The 18,229-nt window shown below is 39.9% G+C and carries 15 protein-coding genes and 1 tRNA gene; all 16 read right to left on the bottom strand.

Annotated elements, in window-relative coordinates; all coding sequences use genetic code 11:
• Positions 1 to 65: 65 nt before the first annotated feature.
• Positions 66 to 1,286 (bottom strand): sterol desaturase family protein, encoded by a 1,221-nt coding sequence (locus tag WG989_RS11035; RefSeq protein ID WP_340429427.1) that lies wholly within the window; start codon positions 1,284 to 1,286, stop codon positions 66 to 68.
• Between the two features lie 10 nt (positions 1,287 to 1,296).
• Positions 1,297 to 1,620, bottom strand: coding sequence for a carboxypeptidase-like regulatory domain-containing protein (locus tag WG989_RS11030; RefSeq protein ID WP_340429425.1), 324 nt, complete (start codon positions 1,618 to 1,620; stop codon positions 1,297 to 1,299).
• A 10-nt stretch (positions 1,621 to 1,630) separates the two neighbouring features.
• Positions 1,631 to 2,515 (bottom strand): aldo/keto reductase, encoded by an 885-nt coding sequence (locus tag WG989_RS11025; protein ID WP_340429423.1) that lies wholly within the window; start codon positions 2,513 to 2,515, stop codon positions 1,631 to 1,633.
• Positions 2,508 to 3,266, bottom strand: coding sequence for a DUF2490 domain-containing protein (locus tag WG989_RS11020; protein ID WP_340429422.1), 759 nt, complete (start codon positions 3,264 to 3,266; stop codon positions 2,508 to 2,510). The genes WG989_RS11025 and WG989_RS11020 overlap by 8 nt, the downstream gene beginning before the upstream one ends.
• Before the next feature lie 19 nt (positions 3,267 to 3,285).
• A tRNA-Cys gene (locus WG989_RS11015) sits at positions 3,286 to 3,356 on the bottom strand.
• 96 nt (positions 3,357 to 3,452) lie between these two features.
• Positions 3,453 to 6,035: a TonB-dependent receptor gene (locus WG989_RS11010; RefSeq protein ID WP_340429420.1), complete on the bottom strand. Its 2,583-nt coding sequence runs from the start codon at positions 6,033 to 6,035 to the stop codon at positions 3,453 to 3,455.
• Positions 6,036 to 6,263: 228 nt separating this feature from the next.
• Positions 6,264 to 7,751, bottom strand: a complete 1,488-nt coding sequence (locus tag WG989_RS11005) for a TSUP family transporter (protein ID WP_340429419.1) — start codon at positions 7,749 to 7,751, stop codon at positions 6,264 to 6,266.
• Positions 7,735 to 8,415: a DUF2490 domain-containing protein gene (locus WG989_RS11000; protein WP_340429417.1), complete on the bottom strand. Its 681-nt coding sequence runs from the start codon at positions 8,413 to 8,415 to the stop codon at positions 7,735 to 7,737. Before WG989_RS11000 ends, WG989_RS11005 begins: the two co-directional genes overlap by 17 nt.
• Positions 8,416 to 8,419: 4 nt before the next feature.
• Entirely contained in the window at positions 8,420 to 10,102 is a 1,683-nt protein-coding gene (gene cysI, locus WG989_RS10995; protein ID WP_340429416.1) for an assimilatory sulfite reductase (NADPH) hemoprotein subunit, read from the bottom strand.
• 29 nt (positions 10,103 to 10,131) lie between these two features.
• The gene (locus tag WG989_RS10990; protein WP_340429414.1) at positions 10,132 to 11,850 is read right to left on the bottom strand and encodes a diflavin oxidoreductase; all 1,719 of its coding nucleotides are present in this window, start codon (positions 11,848 to 11,850) and stop codon (positions 10,132 to 10,134) included.
• Positions 11,851 to 11,858: 8 nt separating this feature from the next.
• Positions 11,859 to 12,668, bottom strand: a complete 810-nt coding sequence (gene cobA, locus WG989_RS10985; protein WP_340429412.1) for a uroporphyrinogen-III C-methyltransferase — start codon at positions 12,666 to 12,668, stop codon at positions 11,859 to 11,861.
• 69 nt (positions 12,669 to 12,737) lie between these two features.
• Positions 12,738 to 13,979 (bottom strand): sulfate adenylyltransferase subunit 1, encoded by a 1,242-nt coding sequence (locus WG989_RS10980; RefSeq protein ID WP_340429410.1) that lies wholly within the window; start codon positions 13,977 to 13,979, stop codon positions 12,738 to 12,740.
• Positions 13,980 to 14,050: 71 nt separating this feature from the next.
• On the bottom strand, positions 14,051 to 14,959 hold the full coding sequence (cysD, locus tag WG989_RS10975) for a sulfate adenylyltransferase subunit CysD (RefSeq protein WP_340429409.1): 909 nt from the start codon (positions 14,957 to 14,959) through the stop codon (positions 14,051 to 14,053).
• 102 nt (positions 14,960 to 15,061) lie between these two features.
• The gene (locus tag WG989_RS10970) at positions 15,062 to 15,796 is read right to left on the bottom strand and encodes a phosphoadenylyl-sulfate reductase (protein WP_340429407.1); all 735 of its coding nucleotides are present in this window, start codon (positions 15,794 to 15,796) and stop codon (positions 15,062 to 15,064) included.
• A gap of 2 nt (positions 15,797 to 15,798) precedes the next feature.
• A complete protein-coding gene (locus tag WG989_RS10965; RefSeq protein ID WP_340429405.1) occupies positions 15,799 to 17,061 on the bottom strand; it encodes a homoserine dehydrogenase in 1,263 nt (420 codons plus the stop codon).
• A 1-nt stretch (position 17,062) separates the two neighbouring features.
• Positions 17,063 to 18,115, bottom strand: coding sequence for a homoserine O-acetyltransferase family protein (locus WG989_RS10960; protein WP_340429403.1), 1,053 nt, complete (start codon positions 18,113 to 18,115; stop codon positions 17,063 to 17,065).
• Positions 18,116 to 18,229 lie beyond the last annotated feature (114 nt).

Below are 18,229 nucleotides of genomic sequence, written 5' to 3'. Positions count from 1 at the left end.
TTACGGGGAAACCGTTTTTGAGACATCAGAAAGATGACATTCTGCGCAATGGTTTTACCATTTTCTTACGAACGAATGGAAGTATATAGGTAGCCGTTGTATCGCTCACTGAGTGTGCGGCAAAACAACAACAGCCCTCCCAATACAAGCAGAATAAACAGACTGATGCTGTAAGAAGGATAACAGAGATAAATAAAAATACCCATGAGACCCAACCTGAAAAACTCAAGATATACGATCCATCGACGTTGCTCCAGCATGGCACCTGTTGTAACCACACTGAGGATGATGAAAAGTGCACTTGTGATCAATTGAGCTGTATTAAGATAATGTTCAAATAAAATCACCAGGAAAAGTAACAGTAACGATACTACGGTTTGCAGCTTGATATAATTACGTAGCGCATTGGTTTGTGTGAGATCATATTCCTTTCGTGAAAACTTTCGTTCAAGACCGGAACGTATCCTCGGATCAATATCATCCGGTTTGCCAAAAATGCTTTTCCATTTTCCTTTGATTGTTGTGGCACGTTTAAACGAAACGAATATTTCCATAATGAAGTGAAAATGCTGCCATAAAAAGCTATGACTATTCAATGGTTTGGTTAAACCGTAAACCGGTTGTTCCACTTCTTTTGCAAATGTGCCGAAGAGTTTATCCCAGACAATAAGCACATCGCCATAATTCTTATCGAGGTATTGCGGATTCGAGCTATGATGCACACGATGATGTGAAGGCGTAACAAATAAATATTCAACCCAACCCAGTTTACCGATCAACTGTGTATGTGTGAAGAAAGGATACGCACCGTGGATCAACAGCAACGTGGTGATCATCTCAGGAGGAAAACCAAACAAAGGCAATACAGCCCAAAACAAACAACGTGCTGCTGATTGAAATACTGTTATGCGGGCCGATACCGTATAATTAAAATCATCACTTTGATGATGTACTACATGCACACTCCAGAACAAATTCACCTCGTGACCAAAACGATGATACCAGTACCACATAAAATCTGTGAGCAGAAAAAGCAGCACCCATGTAATAGCATTCGGCTTTACATCAAACAAAGCAAAGTTTTGATAGATCCATGCAAAAAAATAATAAAACAACCCTGTTGTAAAAAGATCAGTAAGACGTTCACCAATTCCCACATTAACGTTAGCAACTGCCTCATCGAAAGAAAAATAGTGTTGTTTCTTTTGTTTCACACCCGCATAATATTCCAACAACATTAAGCCGGTGAATAAGGGGACTGCAAATGCCAGGTAATTTAACTGCATGAAGAATTGTTTAATGAATTGGTACAAGCGAAATAGTCAGCTGATCTGTTTCGCTTGTGATGCGAATGGTCTGTTGTTTATAATCTTTATGCTCAACAGTAATTATTACCGGCAACTGATGCCATGTTTTCAATACAAACTCCCCTTTACTGTTGCTGAATATTTCTTCTTCACCTTTTGTAATAAAGATATGAGCAGCCTGCACAGGTTTTCCAGAGCGATTATCAACCACTCTTCCTTTTACTGTGGCTGGTAAAAAATTAACGATCTCGGCTGAAGAAAAAATCATAATCAAAACTGTAAACATGGTTAATACCAATTTTCGCATTCGCATAAGCCAAAGTTTATTCTTTCGATGCCTGATACAATTCATACCAATCCTGGTGATCAAGATCAATTTCAAATGCTTTAGCAATATTGCGTATGCGCTGTTCATTGCTTGAGCCGATCAATGGCAATGCACCCAACTTTGTTAGCCATGCAATAGCTATTGATTCAAAATGTACATTGTACTTTTTTGAAAGTTCCTCCAGTTTTCCTCTTACACGCAAAGGTGTTCGTTCTGCGCTTTCTGCAATTCTGCCCTCTGCCAAGGGAGCTGTTGCCAAAGGCCGGATATACTTCTGCTTAATGTAATCGATCTGTCCATTATCAAACGCTGTTGTGTTCAACAGGTTCAATTCAATATGATTGGTTACAATCGGCACATGCAGATAGGAACTGAGTAACTGATGCTGAAATACAGAAAAATTCACTACACCAATATTTTTTATTTTACCTGCATCTTTCAGGCGACGAAGTGTAAGTGCAGTTTCTTCAAGATCAGATAAAGGATCAAGACCATTTAACAGAAATACATCAATGTAATCTGTCTGCAGGTTTTTCAATGACTGATCAATACTTTCAACAATATGCTTGCTGGAAGTATTGTGATGTGCTACCCTGATCTGCGGCTTTGACGGATGTGGTACATTATAACCGCATTTACTGAAGATCACAATATCTTCCCGTTTAACAGACGAATCTTTAATTACCTTTCCAAATATTTTTTCAGCCTGGTATCCTCCATAAACATCTGCATGATCAAATGTATTAATCCCTAACTCCAAACTAAGGTTCACAATTCGTTCAACATTAGCTATAGTAACTTCTTCTTCTCTCCACCTGTAAAAGCCATAGATGGCAGGTGATACTTTGGGGCCTGAATCGCTAAGATAAATTTTATTCATGTTTCGCTTTTTTTCTTAAATCAAGATTATGGAAATAGAAGACCCGGGCCGCATGTGTACTTCGGTATTGATTACCCGCAGCCAACTGTTGGTAAATGTTCATATAGCCGAATTGCAGATTATCGTGTTTGTTTACATGGTAATGAAACCCTGCGAAGAACCTGTTTTGATCGTACACATTATAAACGATCTGTTTTCCAAAATTTACAAATACTTCATTGCTTAACACAAATGAAAACGTATTTGGCTGAAAGCGTTTCTTGCTCAGTGGAAACTGCGACAGAATATTATATCGAAGCCTGAAGTTAAAATTGTATCCATCAGCTAATTCATCATCATTTTTAATTTTCCTGCGGTAACGTTCTTCTAACCGGAACCACTGCATCAGCTTCAGCCTGGGATATTTTGTATGCCATTGAATTTGTTGCCATGGACGATGTTCAGGCTGTGAAATGTTTTTATGATTATCGGAAGGGAAATGATTCACATATGCATACCCGGCAGTAAGCTTTGCATCATCACTCAGATAATAGGTTAGCCCTAAACGTATAATGCCTTGCGAAAGATTATTGAAATAATTATCCTTTGTCCGCAAGTGTACATCTGTCCAAAAACCCCATTTATCAGTTAAACGGGTTTGATTAAAATAACCTGTCCATAACTGTCGCACATCAACTGTGGTTTTTGTTTGGGCATTGGTTGATGATAAAAGTAATAACACTAAACTGCTTGTTAAAAAAACATATTTCATATTACAATACTTTATATAGACGCTGCAGTCGGATTCGAACCGACGTAAAAAGTTTTGCAGACTTTCACCTCACCACTCGGCCATACAGCTTTTTAAAAATGCATCCCGAAGAATCGGGATGCCTCGCTTTCTTTACGATTGCTTGCTATAGGGAAAACTAAATTCAAAATCTGTTATCATACTTTATTAAAGTGAGTAACGCAATGTTACACCGTACGTAGCCTGATCTCCCAGAACAGCTCCATAATGTCCTGCATTACCACCTGCAGGTAAGAGTTGTTCGTAATAATTTTTATTGAAAATATTTCTACCCCAGACAAAAGCAGAGAACCCGGTATTTGCTGCACGAAAGCCTAGTCTTCCATTCACCAGCGTATAAGCATCAATATTCAGATTCGCTGATGGAGATGGGCTTGAAGAAAACGATGACCGATAAAAACTTTCCAACGCAATAAAGAATTTTGCGGGTTTACTTAAGAATGCAGCGGGTGTAGTAAACTCACCACCCAATGATCCTGACCATTTCGAAATACCGGGAAGCCGACCGCCAGAAATATCTTTAAATGCTTTCTGCACGCCATTTTCTGTTAAGCCTGTTTCCTCAAGCGGAAGCGGTGCATTTGTAAACTTCACATACTTCGCATCAGTATAAGCCAACGCTCCATAGAACAGGAAGTGACTATTTACTTTATAGTTTACATCAACTTCAACGCCGTTTACATTTACTTCTTCAGCATTTGCAATGTAACCACGGTTAACACCTAACTCTGCTGATTGAACATTCGTTTGATAGTTTTTAATATTCGTGTTATGGTATATCACATTAAAAATAAAATTGTCGGTTGGATTTGTCTTAACTCCCACTTCATAATGTCTTACATCCTCTGGTTTTATTACTGCAAGATCAGTTGCTGCCTGACCGTTTACAGTTGGCAAACCTGCAACGTTAACACCAACAGGTTTAAAGCTGGTAGAATAAGTTGCAAACGCATTGATATGCTTATTTGCTCGGTACGATAGTGTAAGTTGATAAGTAAGATTATTCTCATCAGCATTTGCAACATAGGACTGGCTGGTATAAACTCCGTTCTTAAATCCTTGTAAGGTTATTTTTTGAGCGGTTGTACCATTATATGTTGCAGTATCTAAACCACCTGCTGCCAAGCGATTGTAAACAACATCTTTCTTATCATAGTTGTAACGCAACCCTGGTAAGATGTGAAAACCCTCTGCAACTTCCCAATCAATGTTTGTGAATACAGCCGCACTCTGCGATTTGATTGAAGCTTTTGTATAAATTCCAAAGCCTTCAAAAAGACCGGGTGTTTGCCAAAGATTACTGGTGGAGCTTTGTGAAAAACGCCACTGAGCAGAACCAGATTCTTCTGTACCATTGATTTTCACTTCCTGGTCAATATAAAACAAACCAATAACACCACTTAAGCGTGAAGACAACTGACCTGCATAACGAATTTCTTGTGACCAGTTTTGATGCTTAGCCGGATTTTGAGATTTAGCCAATGCCTGTAAACCTGTAAAGTCTCTGTCATTGGATGGATCCCAATTCCAATAACGCCATGCTGTAGTTGCAGTGAGTGTACCAAGTCCTAATTTTTGTTCAATATTCAATGATGCCCCACCTAGATCATTACCAGAATTCCAGGGAACATCATGATCAATTTTACGATCGAAAGCATTTTGGCTTGGCAGTGAATAATTAAGATCAGCAATGATTGCATTGAACTGACGGTATGCTGCACGTTTTGTTTGCACAACTCCTGCCACTACTTGCGCATAACCATCAGGACGTTGACGTGATAGATCACCTGCAACTGTGATAGAAGTATTCACTGAAGGCTTGAATAATAACTGGCCACGTAGGCCAAGGTTATTGATATCATTCGTATACTTTCCTGTTTTAACGTTTTCAATTAAACCATTGCGTTGTGTACCTGAGAAAGACAGACGTCCGGCTATTTTCTTTGTTAATGCTCCTGTTATTGAGCTTTTGGCTTGTATGTATCCATAGTTACCATAACTCACTTCAAAATTTGCACCCGGGTTAAAACTTGGTTTACGTGTTGTGATGTTGAATGCACCTGAAGTGGTGTTCTTACCAAACAGTGTTCCCTGCGGACCACGCAATACTTCGATCTGTTCAATATCAATAAAATCAAGTGTTGCTGCTGCAGGGCGTGCAAAATATACACCATCAACATAAAAACCTACACCCGGATCAAGACCATCATTTGTAAGTCCGAATGGTGAACCAAGACCACGGATATTGATACCGGTGTTACGTGGATTTGATGTATAAAGTTGTACACTTGGTATTAACTCTTTCAAACGGTTTACGTTAAACACACCCGCATTTTCAATTTGTGCACCACCAACTACAGAAATAGCAATAGGAACATTCTGTGCCGTTTCAATACGACGACGTGAAGTAATCACTACTTCCGACAATTGATTATTGTCAATTAAAACAATATTTAATTCAGCCTCTTTTAACTCAGTGATCTCAACTTCGCTTGGGTAATATCCAGCCGAAGAAATAAGCAATGTAAAAGGTAATTCCTTTGGAGCAGGAATACTAAACTGTCCTTTACCATCAGCAACAGCATTAATAGCTGTTCCTTTTACCTTGATACTGGCAGCCTCAACCGGCTGTCCCTTACCATCTTTAATAATTCCTTTTAATGCACTCTGTGCAAACGAAAACTGTGTAAGTACACTCAGGAATAAAACAAAAAGAAAACGCCTTCCCATCATGATTAGTTTTTAGAAATAAATAGATAGATCGCTATTAAGAGCGAAAAGAATGATAGTTATATGGAGGAGCAAATGATCAACAGTTACACATACAACATCGTGTAGCCGATGCAAATCGCATGATCAGGTGAATGTTGAGATGATTGATTTTTTTCATTTATCCTACAAATTTAGTAGGGTATTATTAATCTACCAAAAAGATAGACTTATATTTTAAAAAAAAGCCTAGAAGGCTTTTAGCAAGATCCGTAGACTCCAGATAATTACAAGAATACCTAAAAGGATATAAGCGGTTTTCTTTGGCATTTTACCGGTAAGCTTTGCTGCAATGGGAGCAGCAACAAAACCGCCTATCAATAATGCTGCAATTACCTGCCAATGGCTTACGCCCAATAATGTAAAAAAAGTAAAGGCACTTGCAAGTGTTACAAAGAACTCCGTTAAACTTACAGAACCAATCACATACTTGGGGCTTCGTCCTTTATTGATGAGTGTAGTAGTAACCAAAGGACCCCAACCGCCGCCGCCGAATGAATCGAGGAAACCACCGGCACCTGCGAGAGCACTGTAATGTTTGAATTTCTTTTGCTGACGTTGTTCACGAAATGCATTGATCAAAAACTTGATACCAAGGAACATGGTATAACAGGCAAGTACTGCCCGTAACCAAACAGCATCTGCGTTTCCTAACCATGTAAGCAAAATAGCGCCGAGTATAGCACCAATAACTCCCGGTATTACCAGGGCTTTAAATAATTTTTTATTGACGTTTCCAAATTTGTAGTGACTGTAACCCGATGCTGCACTTGAAAATACTTCTGCTGTGTGCACAGCACCACTGATCGTTGCCGGACTAACACCTGCAGATAATAATACCGTTGCACTCGTAACACCATAACCCATACCTAATGCACCATCAACCAACTGTGCAAGAAAACCAGCTAATACCAGCCAATGGAAATTTTTATCAAGCGTTTTATACCAGGCAACTGTATCTGTTGCTATTTGTCCGAATGGAATGTAGGAGAAAATAAAATGACCGATCAACATAAAGGCAAAAGCGATCAGTGAATACGTAGCGATCTTTTTCCATTGCCGTTCTGTACCCACACGATCTTTTTCAACTAATACCTTTGTGATTGAATTAAGCTTCTTAACCTTGTACTCAAAATTTCCATTCAACTTGTTTCTTACATGGTGGAGGTTCTCGATCACTTCATCCAGTTCACCCGGCAATGCATCATTCAATACTTCCTTGATACGTTTCGCAACGGTGGGTGATTTCCCATTTGTTGAAATGGCTACTTTCAGGTTTCCTTTTTGTACGATACTGCCCAAATAAAAATCGCAGAGGTCAGGTGTGTCTGCTACGTTCACCAACAAACCCTTCTCTTTTGCCAGTAATCTTATTTCCTCATGCAGTTTCCGGTTATCAGTAGCAAGAATAACAATGTCTTTATTTTCAAGATCAGCCGCTTCAAATTCACGTTGAACGATAACAGATGCAGGATGTTTAAATACTAATTTCCTTACTTCATCTTTCACAACGGGAGCAACGATTGTAATACTTGCTTCCGGTGAGTTTGCAAGCAACGAATGTAGTTTCTCTAAACCAACATTCCTTGCACCAACCAGCAGGATGCGTAATTCCTCCAGCTTCAGGAAAACAGGATAAAGCCTGTTTTTTTTATCTGCCTCAGTTCTTGTTTCCATCTGCTGTTATTGTTTTTTGAAATAAGAGTGCCAAAATATGTTGTGATCCCGTTGAACGTTGCTGCCAGATATAAACGGCCTGCAATTGTACGTGTTTTTTCAAATCATGCCCCAACGAAACCAAGGTTCTGTTTTGATTATATAAAAATTGCTTCTGCTGCAACTGGCGCATATACTCATCTGCCACCTGAACTGTCCATTTTTCTGCAAACCGTTTTGTAAGACCAACACGGTAACGTAACCGTAATGCTTTGTAAGCATCCCTGATACTCACCTCTTCAAAAAAACGCTCTTCAGTCCTGAACCGGTTCTGTAAGCTGAAACCATTTTTCCATTCATGCTGGTGATTTACTTCCTGCCAGGCCCGGTATTCATTTCCGAATTCATGATCGTCTTTGTTGTACGATATCCTGGTTGAAAAAAATGCAGCACCGGCAGCTGCGTTCCATTTCGTTGAAAATATCTTACGGATACCTGTGCGATAAAGATATTGATGCGGCACAAGATTTACACCGTTGGTTCTGTAGCCAGCATCATTATGCCATTGCCAATTATTTTGAAATGCAACGGTAACATTTGCACCAATCCACAATTCAGCAGGCGGCGTTTGTGTATAAGCCCTTGCTGAAAGTGCAACTAATCCTATCGTAAGCAATTTGTTCAAGCGATTAATTCAATATCCATTTACGCTGTGAAAAATCGCCAAACGTTTCGCCACTGTTACGTTCTTTGGAATAAACTCCAAATAACTCATCGAGTGTTGTTAGAATTTCTTCTTCGTTTAAGCTGTCTTTATATTTTGTATTCAAACGCTCTCCTTCCCTGTCACCACCAATATGTAAGTTGTATTGACCATACGCCGTACCTACAAACCCGATCTCTGCTGCAGGAGAACGACCGCAACCATTTGGACAACCGGTCATACGCAGAATAATTTCATCATCCTGCAAACCATGTTTGGTGAGTATTGGTTCGATCTTGTCGATCAACGTTGGCAAATAACGTTGTGCTTCTGCCAATGCTAAGGGACAGGTATTGAACGCCACACATGCTATTGCATTCTTACGAAGTGCGCCGGCATTTGCAGTATGTTCATCCAGTTTAAATTCTTTCAATAATTTTTCGATTGCAGGTTTATCTGCTTCCAGCACATCTGCAACGATCACATTCTGGTTGCCGGTAAACCGGAAATTTGCTTTTCCTGTTTTTGCAATTTCCAGCAATGCTGTTTTCATTGCTACCTGTTCATCATCTAACACACGGCCATTTTCTACAAAAAGTGTGAAATACCATTTTCCCTGATGATTCTTTTTCCAGCCATAATGATCTTTACGTGAAGTAAAGTTGTAAGGTTTTATTTCACCAAGCTCAAAACCACAACGCTTTTCCAGTTCTTCTTTTAAACCTTCAACGGTTAAACGATCGATTGTATATTTCAAACGGGCCAGTTTACGATCACTTCTATTTCCATAGTCACGTTGAATAGTGATCACTTCATATACCGCTTTCAATGTTTGCTCAACAGTAACAAAACCCAATACAGTTGCCAAACGTGCATAGGTATTCGGGTTACCGTGTGTTGAACTTAAACCACCACCCGCAGCAATATTGAAACCAATGAGTTTATTATTTTCAATCACAGCGATCAATCCTACATCATTCGTCAACACATCCACATCGTTGTTAGGAGGAATAGCAATACCAATCTTAAATTTACGTGGCAGGTAGCGATCCTGGTATAATGGATCATCTTCTGTTTTCTCTGCCAGTTTTTCTTCGTCAAGCCATATTTCGTAATACGATCTTGTTTTTGGCAACGCCATTACACTGATCTTATCAGCAAATGCAAATACTTGCTCATGAATTTCTGATTCGTTCGGATGTGCACTGCAGGTAACATTACGATTCACATCACCACAAGCTGCAATAGAATCAAGCTTAGCTAAATTAAAATCAGAGATCGTTGGTTTGATGTGTGATTTCAATATACCATGCAACTGCACTGTTTGTCTTGTAGTGATCTTGATGGTACCGGTAGAATGTTCGCCAGCCACTTCGTGCAGAGCCACCCATTGTTTAGGTGATAAAAAACCACCAGGTAAACGCAAACGGATCATATAAGAAAACAGCCATTCTAATTTTTTGGCTGTACGCTCTTCTCTCCTGTCACGGTCATCTTGCTGGTACATACCATGAAACTTGATCAACGATTGATCATCTTCATACAATGCACCTGTGAGTTGGTTCGTTAAACTTTCCTTCAACGTTCCTCTTAAACCTTCACTTGCAGTTTTGATCCGCTCAACTGGTGATAAGGCCACCTTCTCTTTATTTTTTACTTGCTCCGCCATTTCAGTATATAACTTAGTTCGATTATTTATCAATAAACATCCTTTTCATACCTGCCTTCTTTCTTCAGCTGCTCCAGATATTGATGTGCTTCTTCACTTGTTTTCTTTCCGTGCTCTTCAATGATCTGCAATAATGTATGCTCCACATCTTTACTCATTGGATCTTTTGTTCCGCTGATGTAAACAGAAGCACCGCCATCGATCCATTGAAAAAACTCACCTGCTTTTTCTTTGATGCGATGTTGCACATATATTTTCTCCTGCTGATCTCTGGAGAAAGCAAGATCAATATTCGTTAACACACCTGTCTCTACGTAATTCTGTATTTCTGCTTGATAGAGAAAATCTGTTGTGAAATGTTGTTCACCAAAGAAGAACCAGTTACGACCATTTGCACCTGTTGCATCTCTTTCGGCAAGAAATGAACGGAACGGAGCAACACCAGTACCGGGACCGATCATGATCACATCTTTATCAGCAGCAGGTAATTTGAAATTTTTATCCTTGTGCACATAGAAGGTAATTGATGAACCTACCGGCAAATCACCAAGGAACTCACTGCACAAACCATAACGCTGTTCATCCTGCGATAAAAATGCATTCTTCGCTACCGTGATATGAATTTCATTTTCGCCATGCGCTGCAGGTGAGGATGATACCGAGTACAAACGAGGTGCAATCGGCATTAATATCTTAATCACATCTTCAAACTGATCAGCATCTTTTACGGGATAGATACGCAAGAGATCAACAAGATCCATCCTTGTATCAGGAATTTCCTGTTGTGTAAGTATTGCGTATTTTTTTATGGTTGAAGTTAACAGGTAGCAGATGTTCAGATTATGCGACAACAGTTCTTTCACTGTGCCTTCTGCTTTAGCCGTTACAATTACTTTATCAGCAGCTATTCCTGTGAGTGATAAAATACGATCCACTACATCGGCTCTGTTGTTAGGAACAATACCAATTGTATCGCCGGGTTCATAGGCAATCGGCTCATCCGTTCCTATTTCAATATGATAAGTTGCTTTCTTCGATCCACGATCGTTTAAGTTGATATTGGTCAAAATCGTACCGTGGTAATGCTTTTTACCCGTTGGCTTTTTGGCAACAGGTGCAGGTTCAGCAGCAGCCGGAGCAACTGCAGTTTGATTTTCTACAACCTGCAATACTTTAGTAAACCATGCCTGCGCATCTTCTTCATAATCTACATCACATTTTTGAATAGGCACTACTTCTTTTGCACCAAAGGCTTTGAAACGTGCATCTACATCTTCACCTGTTTTGCAAAACATCGGGTAAGAAGTATCGCCCAACGCCAACACACTGAATTTTAAATTGGGAAGTGACAATTCATTCTCATGAATATAATCGTAAAATTTCTTTGCAGGAATTGGTGGTTCACCTTCTCCCTGAGTGCTGATCACCACAAAAAAGAATTCCTCCTTTTGAAGATCAGTAATACGGTATTGACTCAGATCAGTAAGCTTTACATTCATACCGTGTTTCTTACCGGCAGCAGCTAATTGTGTTGCGAGCTTTTTTGAGTTGCCTGTTTCAGTACCAAAAGCAAGTGTGATTTTTTTTGTTGACACGGCTTTATGATCCTGTCCATTTGCATCAGCAGTACCATTCGCTTTGCCATTGCTTACAAGCCCTGACAAATAACCATTCACCCAAATCAATTCTTCTTTGGAATAGCCTTCGAAAAACTCATGTAATTTTTTTAATCGTAAATCGCCAATCATAAAATGCTTTATTTAACAGTCACTAATTCATGAAAAACAGAACCTGCTTTACTGGCTTTGTACCAGCTGAATTGCTCATGCAGTTTCACCACATCACCAATGATGACCAATGAAGGTGAACTGAATTTCTTCGTTGCAAAATCGATGGCGCAATCGCTAACTGTTGTTATATGGACCTGTTGAAATTTTGTTGTGGCCTGCTCAATCACTGCAAGCGGCGTGTTTGGTTTTTTAGAATGACGCAACAGCAACTCTGTTAAACCATCAAGATTGCGTGCAGCCATATAAAACACCAACGTATCGGTTGATGTTGCCCACGCTTTCCATTGCTCACGGCTGTAAAAACTGCATGGGTTAAATGTAATGAACTGAACAGCCTTGGCATAACCTCTTGCTGTTAATGGAATACCTGCATAAGCCGATGCGCCTGATGCAGCAGTAATACCCGGAATAATTTCAAATGGAATATTTTCTTCCTGCAAACTTTGTAATTCATCGAGGACATTGCTGAAGAAAGCAACATCACCACCTTTTAAACGTAAAACAGTTTTACCATTCTTTGCATGACCAACCAAGAGCTTATTGATATCTTCCTGTGCAACGGATCCATCGTGATAACCTTGTTTACCTGTCATCAATACCAACGCATCAGGGCGTGCATATAAATCAGTGATCTTCGGGTTTACCAGTCGATCAACAATAATTACATCTGCTTCTGCCAAACGCTGTTGCAGTTTTACAGTAATAAGGTCGGCATCGCCGGGTCCCGCTCCTGCAAGAATCACTTTGCCGCTTGTTGTATGAGGTTGGTTTGACATGTCTTTTCTTCTCTTTACTATTCTACTCTGTGAGTAGGGTTTTTGATCATAAAAAAAACCTTTCGGTTTTTATTGTATTAAAACTGCAGCAACAGTGCTGTTACTTGTTTCATCAATCAGGACAGCGTTTCCGTTTTCACTAAGCTTACCGTAAGAATCAAACACAATCGGTGAAGCCGTTTTGATCACAGCTTTTACCACTTCGTTCAATTTTACATTTCCTTCAATGGGTTGTTGCTGTAAACTGTTTACATCCAATTTATATTCTACCTGCTTTACCACAGAACGTACGAGACGGCTGCCATGCTGCAGGTAATATTTGTTACCGGGAATCAATGGCTTATCATCCATCCAGCAAAGGATCACATCAAGCTCATTGCTCACCTGTGGTTGATTATCTGATTTTACAATTGAATCGCCACGACTTATATCAATATCATCGGCCAACTGAATAGTTACACTCTGCGGTGCAAATACTTCATTAACCGATTTGCCACCAACTTCCAAAGTGCTTATAGTTGTTTCAATGCCTGCAGGCAATACTGTTACCTTATCGCCTACTTTGTAAATACCACTGCTTACCTGTCCGGCATAGCCACGGTAATCGTGCAGATCTTCTGTTTGCGGACGGATCACCAACTGTACCTGGAAACGTGGATCAGTTAAATTAATATCGTTGTCAATTTCAACAGCTTCAAGGAACTCAAGCAATGGTTTGCCATCGTACCAGGTAATTGTTTCAGATTTATCAACGATGTTATCGCCATTCAATGCGCTGATCGGAATATAAGTCACATCTTTCAATCCTAATTGATTTGCTACATCAGCATAATCAATTACAATATTGTTGTACACATCCTGCGAGTATTCAACCAAATCCATTTTGTTGATGGCTACTACCACGTGCTTGATCTTCAGTAGAGAAGCAATGATCGAATGACGACGAGTTTGCTCAACCACACCTTGTCTTGCATCAACCAAAATAATAATGAGGTTGGCATTACTTGCACCGGTGATCATGTTCCTTGTGTACTGCACATGACCGGGAGCATCAGCAATAATAAACTTACGCTTTGGTGTAGTGAAATAACGATACGCCACATCAATGGTAATTCCTTGTTCTCTTTCTGCACGTAAGCCATCGGTTAACAACGCAAGATCAACAGAACCATCAGTCCGGTTCTTAGTTGATTTTTCCAATGCTTCCAATTGATCGATAAGGATATTCTTGCTATCGTACAACAAACGACCGATCAATGTGCTTTTGCCATCATCTACACTACCTGCGGTTATAAAACGTAATAAGTCCATGTTATCTTAAAAAATTAAAAATCAATAATTGTGAATGAATACTGGCCACTCTCTAGTCACCACTTACTTCTTTAGAAATACCCATTCTTCTTTCTGTCTTCCATTGCAGCTTCTGTTACCTTGTCATCAATACGTGTTTCACCACGTTCGCTGATGCGTGTTGCAATGATCTCTTCAATTACTTCATCTAAGTTTGAAGCATTTGATTCAACAGCTGCAGTACAGGTCATATCACCAACAGTGCGGTAACGAACACGCTTTGTGATGATTTGATCTTCTTCTGATGGCTGCACATGCTCACTCATTGCTACCAACTGACCTTCATGTAAAATCACTTCACGATCGTGTGCGAAATAAATAGAAGGCAGATCAATTTTTTCACTGCGGATATAATTCCAGATATCTAATTCAGTCCAGTTACTGATCGGGAACACACGAACGTTTTCACCTTTATGAATACGGCCGTTGTAGATATTCCACAATTCAGGACGTTGCAGTTTAGGGTTCCATTGTCCAAATTCATCACGCACAGAAAAGATGCGTTCTTTTGCACGGGCCTTTTCTTCATCTCTGCGGGCACCACCAATACATGCATCAAATGCAAATTCTTCAATGGTATCGAGCAATGTATATGTCTGTAACCAGTTACGGCTTGGAAACTTTCCTTTTGGCTCGGTTAAGCTGCGCTGCTTGATGGTATCTTCTACCTTACGCACAACGAGTGTAGCACCTACCTGGTTTGCTAACCAATCACGGAATTCCAATGCTTCGGGGAAATTATGTCCGGTATCAACATGTACCAAAGGAAAAGGAATTTTGCCGGGGGCAAATGCCTTCTTTGCCAAATGAACCATCACGATAGAATCCTTTCCACCACTGAATAAAAGGGCCGGTTTTTCAAACTGCGCCGCAACCTCACGGAAGATCTGAATACTCTCCGCTTCCAACTGCTCTAAATAATTTAAATGATATTGACTCATGATCTGCTTATTATCCTACTTACTGAGTAGGGTTGTATGACTGCAAATATAAGGCTCAAAGTGCCTAACATTTGTTTATTCTTGTGTAAACGTTTGCGTAATTCAGGAATTTGACGTTTGGCTTACATCTGTATGCACATGTAACCCACATTCCTTGTTGCTTTTATCCTCCCACCACCAACGGCCGGCTCGAAAATCTTCGCCGGGGCGGATGGCTCTTGTACAGGGAGCGCAACCAATGCTTACAAAACCTTTATCGTGTAAAGAATTGTATGGAACATGATTTTCACGAATGAACTGGTTCAGCTCTTCCCATGTCCAATGCAGGATGGGGTGAAATTTGATGATCTGGTTACCTTCATCCCACTCTAGCTGAGAAGTGGACTGACGATCAGGACTTTGTTCAGCCCTTAAACCTGTGATCCAAACCTGCTTGCCTTTCAATGCACGTTTTAATGGCTCCACTTTACGGATACCGCAACATTCTTTCCGGTTATCAGTTGATTCGTAGAAAGAATTCGGACCTTTCTCCGTCACAAAAGACTGCAGCTTTTCTGCGTTGGGATAATAAGCGTGAATAGGTTGATTGTATGCTTCCAATGTTGAACGCCAGGTGCTGTATGTTTCGGTGAACATACGACCGGTGTCGAGTGTAAACACATCAATCGGCAATTTTTCAGAAAAGATCAAATGGCTGATGGCCTGATCTTCCAAACCAAAGCTGGTTGAAAAAACGATATTGCCTTTAAAACGTTCGCTTAACAACTGAAGAGCCGCTGCAGGACTTTTATCCTGCAAAAGGCTTTCCAGTTCAGTTATTTGTTGTTGTAAACTCATGATCAATTAAAGTTTAAACCTGCTAATTCAAGACTCTTTTTCTTCAGCTTACGAACCTCTACATCTTCAATGATAGGTTCAGGAGAAAGAATAAGTGATGTTCCGTTTTCTCTCCACCAGTTATTTTCTTTCAGCTCCGTTGCATGCAACACACCCACTAAATACTTACGATCACTTTCTGCATGCCACTCTTCGATCCACTCAAACTTTTCTTTTGGAATATAATTCCAATCGTCAAAGCTCAGGTATACTTTCAGATAGTAATCGTTGGTAAGTTCATTTGGTTGATGATAATACAATTTCTTGTACTCGTATTTATAATCGTAACGCAAAGCAGAAATATCACTCAACACAGCCGATGCTGTTGGGAATGAACCGGCACCTTTACCATAGAAGAATTGCTTATCAGAAAAAGAACTTTCAACCACAGCTCCGTTATATTCGTTCTTCACAAAACTCAAATGATCATCATGCTTTACAAACTGCGGTAGTAAAAACGCAGCTACTTTACCATTCTGTAATTTCTTAGCCTGGCCCACCAAACGGATCTCTAAATTTTTCTCACGGCCAACGGTAGCATCTGAACCCTGGATGTTCTGAATACCTGTAAACAATATATCATTGGGATGCGATACGATGCCGTATGCATGTAATAACAATATCACCCATTTGTTTACTGCATCCCAACCATCTACATCCAATGTAGGATCTGCTTCTGCAAAACCTAATTGCTGTGCCTGTAACAACGCTTGCTTGAAATCAAGTTTCTCTTCAAACATTTTTGTGAGAATGTAGTTGGTGCTGCCGTTTACAATACCACGTATACCGTGCAGAAGATCATTATCGTAATACTCTTCGAGGTTACGGATCACAGGAATCGATGCACAAGCTGATGCTTCGTACAGGAATGAAATACCTGTTTCAGTTTGCAAACGAAGGAGTTCAGGTAAATGCTCAGCGATCATTTTCTTGCTGGCGCTCACAACTTCTTTTCCGCTCTTTAATGCTGTTGAGACGATGTAAAATGCCGGTTCGCTTTCGTTGATCACCTCTACAATCACATTAATTTCAGGATCGTTCAGCAATACATCTCTGTCGGTTGTAAATAATTCTTCGGGAGCATTACGTTTCTTATTCGGATTCTTGATACACACTTTTTTAATGCGTGCATTCAATGATGGCGTTTGTTGCAATACTTTGTACAAACCTTCTCCTACTACTCCAAACCCAAACAGTCCTATGACCAATTGTTTATCTGATGACATATTAATTCGTTAATTGTTTTTTTAAATCTGTTTTCTGCGTTTGCTGTAAAAAATTATTGATGGCTTTACTGATCTGATCGTACTCTAACAAGAATCCATCATGACCATAAAACGATTCAATACTTTTAAAGCTTGCTCCGCTGATGATATTTGCCAGAAATTGCTGCTCACTAACAGGGAACAACACATCATTGCTGATACCGATCACCAATGTTTTGGCGGTAATTTCTTTTAACGCTCCTTCAATAGAAACCCGGCTACGGCCCACATTGTGTGAGTCCATTCCTTTGCTGAGAAAATAATAACTGAACGCATTGTAGCGTTTCACTAATTTATCTCCCTGGTAACGCTGATAAGATTCACTTTTGAATGATTCCAGCACATCATTACTTTCTTCGATCTGGCTGATGCCATACGCATCATAATGACGATAAGATAGCAATGCAATACTTCTTGCAGCTTTCAATCCTTCAGTGCCAGCATCTTCAGCTTTATTCTTCCATGTTGAATCAGCTTCTATTGCTAAACGTTGCGATGCATTGAACGCAATACCCCAGGCTGAATGATAAGCATTCGTTGCTATAGGAATAATATGTTCGAACAACTGCGGCTCTTCAATAGCCCACTCCAATAATTGTTGTCCGCCCATGCTTCCACCAATACCAATGTATATTTTTTCAATACCTAAAAACTTGCGTAACGGATCATAAGCACGGATCATATCCCTTGTAGTAAACCAGGGGAAATCGTGGTAGTATGGCTCATCAGTTAACGGATTAATATCCAACGGACCAATGCTGCCATATGCACTGCCGGGCATGTTCACACATACAATAAAATGTTTTGCAGGATCAAATAGTTTTCCTTGGCCAACTAACCCACTCCACCATTCTGATGGATCGCTGTTGGCTGTTAATGCATGAAAGATCCAAACGGCATTATCTTTTGTTTCATTCAATTCACCCAGCGTTGTGTATGCCAAATGATATTGATTGAGCAAAGCTCCCGACTCAAGTCTGAATGGTTTATTGTATGTAAAAATTTGTATCGACATTTTTTGTTATCATCATTTTGAATACTGGATCAGCTCTTGTTGTGTCACTCACTGCATCGTTCTGTATTTCATTCAGCTGAAGAAAGAACAAAGCGTACAAGTGAGTGACACAAC

The sequence above is a fragment of the Lacibacter sp. H407 genome, assembly GCF_037892605.1.
Classification (GTDB): Bacteria; Bacteroidota; Bacteroidia; order Chitinophagales; family Chitinophagaceae; genus Lacibacter.
The sequence above is the reverse complement of the archived record's forward strand: the minus strand, read 5'-3'. Positions and strand labels throughout refer to the sequence as shown.

Excerpts from the sequence above, each read along its gene's own strand:
- WG989_RS11030 (WP_340429425.1), bottom strand. The coding sequence starts at position 1,620 with ATGCGAATGCGAAAATTGGTATTAACCATGTTTACAGTTTTGATTATG.
- cobA (WP_340429412.1), bottom strand. The coding sequence starts at position 12,668 with ATGTCAAACCAACCTCATACAACAAGCGGCAAAGTGATTCTTGCAGGA.
- WG989_RS10970 (WP_340429407.1), bottom strand. The coding sequence starts at position 15,796 with ATGAGTTTACAACAACAAATAACTGAACTGGAAAGCCTTTTGCAGGAT.
- WG989_RS10990 (WP_340429414.1), bottom strand. The coding sequence starts at position 11,850 with ATGATTGGCGATTTACGATTAAAAAAATTACATGAGTTTTTCGAAGGC.
- WG989_RS11010 (WP_340429420.1), bottom strand. The coding sequence starts at position 6,035 with ATGGGAAGGCGTTTTCTTTTTGTTTTATTCCTGAGTGTACTTACACAG.
- WG989_RS11025 (WP_340429423.1), bottom strand. The coding sequence starts at position 2,515 with ATGAATAAAATTTATCTTAGCGATTCAGGCCCCAAAGTATCACCTGCC.
- WG989_RS11005 (WP_340429419.1), bottom strand. The coding sequence starts at position 7,751 with ATGGAAACAAGAACTGAGGCAGATAAAAAAAACAGGCTTTATCCTGTT.
- WG989_RS11020 (WP_340429422.1), bottom strand. The coding sequence starts at position 3,266 with ATGAAATATGTTTTTTTAACAAGCAGTTTAGTGTTATTACTTTTATCA.
- WG989_RS11035 (WP_340429427.1), bottom strand. The coding sequence starts at position 1,286 with ATGCAGTTAAATTACCTGGCATTTGCAGTCCCCTTATTCACCGGCTTA.
- WG989_RS10965 (WP_340429405.1), bottom strand. The coding sequence starts at position 17,061 with ATGTCATCAGATAAACAATTGGTCATAGGACTGTTTGGGTTTGGAGTA.
- WG989_RS10980 (WP_340429410.1), bottom strand. The coding sequence starts at position 13,979 with ATGGACTTATTACGTTTTATAACCGCAGGTAGTGTAGATGATGGCAAA.
- cysI (WP_340429416.1), bottom strand. The coding sequence starts at position 10,102 with ATGGCGGAGCAAGTAAAAAATAAAGAGAAGGTGGCCTTATCACCAGTT.
- cysD (WP_340429409.1), bottom strand. The coding sequence starts at position 14,959 with ATGAGTCAATATCATTTAAATTATTTAGAGCAGTTGGAAGCGGAGAGT.
- WG989_RS10960 (WP_340429403.1), bottom strand. The coding sequence starts at position 18,115 with ATGTCGATACAAATTTTTACATACAATAAACCATTCAGACTTGAGTCG.